Consider the following 5,531-nt stretch of genomic DNA (forward strand, 5'->3'; position numbering starts at 1 on the left):
GGGGTGAGGGTGGTGGTCATGCGGCCGACTCCGTGAACTCGCGCCGCCGGTAGATGATCGCCCGCGCGGTGATGTTGACGATCAGCGTGATCGCGAACAGCACCAGGCCGGAGGCGATGAGTGCGCCCCGGCCGGTGTCGTTCGCCTCGGCGAACCGGTTGGCGATGTTGGCGGCGATCGAGTTACCGCCGCTCTGCAGGATGTTGAACGAGATGGCGTACGTCGAGCCGAGCGTGAGCGCCAGCGCGATGGTCTCGCCCAGTGCCCGGCCCAGGCCGAGCATCACCGCGGCGATGACGCCGGGCCGCCCGTACGGCAGGACCGCGGTGCGGATCATCTCCCAGCGGGTGGCGCCGAGCGCGAGCGCGGCTTCCTCGTTCGCGGTCGGGGTCTGCCGGAACACCTCGCGGGACAGCGAGGTGACGATCGGCAGCACCATGATCGCCAGCACCACCGAGCCGAGCAGGATCGAGTTGCCGTACGGGCCGTCGCCGAAGATCGGGATCCAGCCGAAGTACCTGTTCAGCCAGGCGGACAGGTCGGCGACCGGCTGGGCGAAGTAGTCCCGGCCCCAGAGGCCGAAGACCACGCTCGGCACGGCGGCGAGCAGGTCGATCAGGAAGCCCAGGGCGTTGCCGAGCCGCCGGGGCGCGTAGTGCGACAGGTACAGGGCGATGCCCAGCGCGACCGGCACCGCCATGAGCAGCGCCAGCAGCGAGCTCAGGACGGTGCCGAAGGCGAGCGCGCCGATGCCGAACTGCGGCGGGTCGTCGTTCGGGAACCAGCCCTCGAACGTCCAGAACGACTCGGTGTTCGCCCGCAGCGCCGGGACGGCCTTGGCGACCAGGAAGATCGCGATGGCCGCGATGACCACCAGGACCGTGGTGCCGGCGGCCAGGGTCAGACCGCGGAACGCCCGTTCCGCGCCGAAGGCGCGGGCCCGGGGGAGGGCACCGCCGCCGCCGAGGCCACCGTCGGGGCGGCCCGGGTTGCCGGGGCGCTCGGCCACACGCGCCGAGGCACCGGCGGGTCGCTCGTGGCTCGTGGCCACGGGGTTCCCGCCGGTGCCGGCGTGGGCCGAGCGGTGAGGGGTGTCACCCATCTGCTCGCTCGCTTCGTGTTGAGGAGGTGTCGGCCGGAGCGTCAGGAGAGGCTCTCGACCGCGGCCTCGACCTTGGTGCGGACGGTCTCGGGCAGCGGCGCGTAGCCCAGCTCGACGAGCTCCTTCTGCCCCTCGGCGCTGGCGGCGTGGCCGAGCAGGCCCTTGACCAGCGGCAGCTTGTCGGCGGCGAGGCCCTTGCTGCAGACGATCTCGTAGGTCGCCAGGACGATCGGGTACGCCCCGGCCTCCTTGGTGTTGTAGTCGATCGACATCTTCAGGTCGTTGCCCTGGCCCTCGAACTTGGCGCCCGCGATGGTCTTGCCGGCCGAGTCGCCGGTCAGCTCGACGAACTCACCGTTGCCGTTCTTGATCTTGGCCATCTTCAGGTCGGAGTTCTCGGCGTACGACCACTCGACGTAGCTGATGGTGCCGTCGGTGCTCTTGACCTTGCTGGCCACACCGTCGGACTTGGCCGCGCCGACGCCGCCCGGGGCCTTCCACGCCTTGGAGTTGCCGAGCGTCCAGTCCGCCTCGGCGGTCTTGGAGAGGTACTTGGTGAAGTTGTCGGTGGTGCCCGACTCGTCGGAGCGGTGCACCGCCTGGATCGCGGTCGACGGCAGCTTGGCGTCCGGGTTGTCGGCCTTGATCGCCGGGTCGTCCCACTTGGTCACCTTGCCGGCGAAGATCTTCGCCAGGGTGGCCGGGCTGAACTGGAGGTTGTCCGCGCCGCTGACGTTGTAGACGACAGCGACCGGGCCGATGACCATGGGCAGGTTGAGCGCCTGGCCGCCGGTGCACTTGGCGTCGGCCTGCGGCTGCTCCTCCGGCTTGAGGGCGGAGTCCGAGCCGGCGAAGTCCGCGGTGCCGGCGATGAACGCCTGGATGCCGGCGCCCGAGCCGCTGGGCTCGTAGTTGATCGTGGTGCCGGCGCACTTCTGCTGGTACGCCTTGATCCACTCGGCCATGGCGTTCTTCTGGGCGGAGGAGCCCTGCGCGTTCAGCGTGCCCGTCGCGCAGTCCACCGCGGCGGTGGAACCGGAGGCGCTGGCCGGCTCGTTGTTGTCCGAGCCGCAGGCGCTGAGACCGAGAACCGCGGTAAGAGCGAGACAGGCGATGGCGCCGTGCCGCTGGAGCTTCACTTCAGGGGTTTCCCTTCACGTCTTTGGTCAGGTCGCCCGGAGTGCCGGGGGCCGGCGCTGACCGGCTGACATGAAGGTAGGAGGGCCAGGTGGACGGTTCGCCGGACGCAAGTGAACGCGCGGTGAACACGTTCAGCCGACGAGGTGGCCGTACGCTGAGGAAGGGTTGTCCATTTCGTGAACTAGCGGCCCGGCATCGCCTTTGTGGCGATTTTCCCGGGCGGGCGAGCGCTCAGCCGAGCTGGTAGTTGACGTGCGCGGACCAGCGCGCGAAGCCCAGCCGCTCGTACAGCGCGACCGCGGCGGTGTTGCTCTCGTCCACGTAGAGCATCACCCGGTCCAGCCCGCGCTCGTCGCGCAGGTGGGTCAGGCCGGCGGCGGTGAGCACCCGGCCGAGGCCGCCCCGGTGCGCGGACGGGTCGACGCCGAGCACGTAGACCTCGCCGATCCGGGCCGACCCCGGCCGCTCGTGCACCTTGGTCCAGTGGAAGCCGAGCAGCCGCCCGGTGGCGGAGTCGACGGCGAGCAGGAAACCGGCCGGGTCGAACCACGGCTCGGCGATGCGGACGCGCAGGTCGTCGAGCGTCCACTTCCCCTGCTCGGGGTGCTGGGCGAAGGCGGCGTTGTTCACCGCCAGCCAGGCCTCGTCGTCCTCGCCGGGCCGGAACGCGCGCAGCGTCACGCCGTCCGGCACTACCGGCGCCGGCAGTTCGGCGGTGAGTGGGCGGCGCATCTGCCAGAGCACCCGTGCCCGGGAGAAGCCCAGGTCGACGGCGAGCGCGGCGGCCGACGGGTGGTCGCCGTGCGCCCAGGCACGCAGCGGTCCGGGCGCGTCGGACACCACGCCACGGGCCAGCGCGCGGCCGGAACCCCGCCGCCGGTACGCCGGGTGCACGACCATCTCCACGCCGACGCCCTCGGCCGGGGCGGTGGTGTCGAGGTGCGCGTACCCGGTGAGGGTGCCCTCGGTGGTCCGGGCGGTGAGGTGCACGGCGGGCGCCTCGGGGTCGCGCAGCCGCAGCAGCACGTGCTCGTCGAGCGGGTCGGCGCCGTCGGCGTCACCGGCGGCGCGGGCCAGCGCCAGCACCTCGGCGACCTCGTCCGGTGTCAGCCGGTCCGCCCGGTCGATCCGATCGGTCGCGGGACCACTCGTCGGCTCGGTGCTGCTCATCTGAGTCACGGTAACTGCCGGCGGGCCGCGGTTCGCGCCGGACGGCGACGGCGATCGGTGGCGCTCGTCACGGGGTGCCGACGGGCAGCGGCTCCAACTCGAACCGGGTCAGCAGTTCGGGCAGGAGTTGCTGCAACGCGCTGACGGTGCCGGAACGGTCCCCGCCCGCGTCGTGCATGAGCACGATCGCCCCGGGCCCCATCTGGGAGCGGACCATCGCCTCGATGGTGGTGGCGCCCGGCGCCTTCCAGTCCGACGGGTCCACGCTCCAGTGCAGCGGGGTGAGGCCCAGGTCGGCGCAGGCCGACATGATGGACGGCGTCCAGGCCCCGCCGGGCTGGCGGTAGTACGCGATCCGCGCGTCGGGCGCGGCGGCCAGGATCGCGTCGTTGGTGCGCAGCACGTCGGCCCGGATCGTCGCCGGGGATCGCTTGCCCAGGTTGACGTCGTGGTTCCAGGAGTGGTTGCACAGCGTGTGGCCCTCGGCCACGATCGACCGGACCAGGTCCGGGTGGGCCTCGACGTTCTCGCCGACGACGCAGAACGTCGCCCGCACGCCGTACTGGGCCAGCAGCGCGAGCACCTGCGGGGTCCAGCGGGGATCGGGGCCGTCGTCGAAGGTCAGCGCGACCCGGGACGAGCCGGTGGCGACCAGGGAGCCGTACGGGCCGTCGCCGTCGGGCTCGACCGGGGCGGCGTCCGGCGCGGCGTCGGGGCTCGGCCGGGCGCTGGCCGTGCCGCCCGGGAAGTCGGTGCTGGGTGGCTGCTCGCCGTACCGCGGCCCGTTGAGCGTGGTGGCGACTCCGGCGGCCGACGGATGCGGGTCGGGCACCAGGCTGCGGCCCAGCGCGAACGCCGAACCGAGCAGGCCGGCCAGCACGACGGTCACGAGGCCGGCGGCGCGCAGCGTCGGGCCCCGCATCAGCGGTACCGGCCGTTCGTCGCCCCCGTGTTCACCGCACGCACCGTCGCCCCCTTAGCCCGACAATTCCGGCAGCCAGGATATGGCTGACTGATCGGGCAAAAAGGGCATACGAGAAAAGTGCCCTCTAGCGGGGTGGAGCGTGGGCGGTCAGACCGGCAGCGGGGCGGGCTCCGACTCCGGCAGCGAGCGCGACGGCGGGACGACGAACTTGTAGCCCACCTGGCGCACCGTGCCGATCATCGACTCGTACTCCGAGCCGAGCTTGGCGCGCAGCCGCCGCACGTGCACGTCCACCGTCCGGGTGCCGCCGAAGTAGTCGTAGCCCCAGACCTCGCGCAGCAACTGGTCCCGGGTGAACACCCGCCCCGGGTGCTGGGCCAGGAACTTCAACAGCTCGAACTCCTTGTACGTGAGGTCGAGCGGCCGGCCCTTCAGCTTGGCGGCGTACGTGTCCGGGTCGATGTTCAGCTCGCCGGCCCGGATCGAGCCACCGGCGCCGGCGGTGGCGTTGCTGAGCCGGCCCACAGCGAGCCGCAGGCGGGCCTCCACCTCGGCCGGTCCGGCACCGGCCAGGATCACGTCGTCGACGCCCCAGTCCGCGTTGAGCGCGATCAGCCCGGCCTCGGTGACGACCGCGACGAGCGGCACGCCGAGCCCGGTGGCGTGCAGCATCCGGCAGGTGGCGCGCGCCTCGCTCAGCTCGGAGCGGGCGTCCACCAGGACGGCGTCCGGTGTCGGGCCGGAGACCAGCGTGCGGACGTCGCGGGGTGCGGTGCGAACCGAGTGCGGCAGCAGGTCGAGTGCCGGCAGCACCGCCGACGGCTCACCGGCCCGCGCGGTCACGAGCAGCAGGAGCTCCACGATCACCTCCGTCCCGGCGGCCTTCCGGCCGCGCGCGACCAGCGACACGCCCGGTGGGGCGGCACTGTGAACTTGCGTGGGTCCCGGCGTCGTCGACGGGCGGGTAACGGCCTGAGCGTAACCGATGGACCGGCCGTCACCTTCGCGCGATTTACCGTTTGCCCTTTCTGCCCTCGATCGCGGCGCAGGTTTTAACGTCACCGAAACCGGGACCTCCGCCGAGCCGCCCGGGTCTGGCACGATCGGGGCGTGTTTCCCTCCACCTCGCGCGACACCGGTCGTGAACCGTGGGCCGACGACCCGTCCGCCGGGCCGTCCGGCCCCGCCCGTGGC

5 protein-coding genes are annotated in these 5,531 nt (G+C 72.3%); all 5 read right to left on the bottom strand.

The window, feature by feature from the left end:
• Positions 1–16 precede the first annotated feature (16 nt).
• The gene (gene pstC, locus EAD96_RS23765) at positions 17–1,102 is read right to left on the bottom strand and encodes a phosphate ABC transporter permease subunit PstC (protein WP_120572910.1); all 1,086 of its coding nucleotides are present in this window, start codon (positions 1,100–1,102) and stop codon (positions 17–19) included.
• A gap of 41 nt (positions 1,103–1,143) precedes the next feature.
• On the bottom strand, positions 1,144–2,241 hold the full coding sequence (gene pstS / locus EAD96_RS23770) for a phosphate ABC transporter substrate-binding protein PstS (protein ID WP_121685830.1): 1,098 nt from the start codon (positions 2,239–2,241) through the stop codon (positions 1,144–1,146).
• Between the two features lie 232 nt (positions 2,242–2,473).
• Entirely contained in the window at positions 2,474–3,412 is a 939-nt protein-coding gene (mshD, locus tag EAD96_RS23775; protein ID WP_121685831.1) for a mycothiol synthase, read from the bottom strand.
• A 67-nt stretch (positions 3,413–3,479) separates the two neighbouring features.
• Positions 3,480–4,334 carry a polysaccharide deacetylase family protein gene (locus EAD96_RS23780; RefSeq protein ID WP_120572913.1) on the bottom strand — a complete coding sequence of 285 codons (855 nt, stop codon included), beginning with the start codon at positions 4,332–4,334 and terminating at the stop codon, positions 3,480–3,482.
• Between the two features lie 150 nt (positions 4,335–4,484).
• Entirely contained in the window at positions 4,485–5,204 is a 720-nt protein-coding gene (locus tag EAD96_RS23785) for a response regulator transcription factor (RefSeq protein WP_176722767.1), read from the bottom strand.
• Between the last annotated feature and the right edge of the window lie 327 nt (positions 5,205–5,531).

Source organism: Micromonospora sp. BL1, from assembly GCF_003667485.1.
GTDB classification, from domain to species: domain Bacteria; phylum Actinomycetota; class Actinomycetes; order Mycobacteriales; family Micromonosporaceae; genus Micromonospora; species Micromonospora tulbaghiae.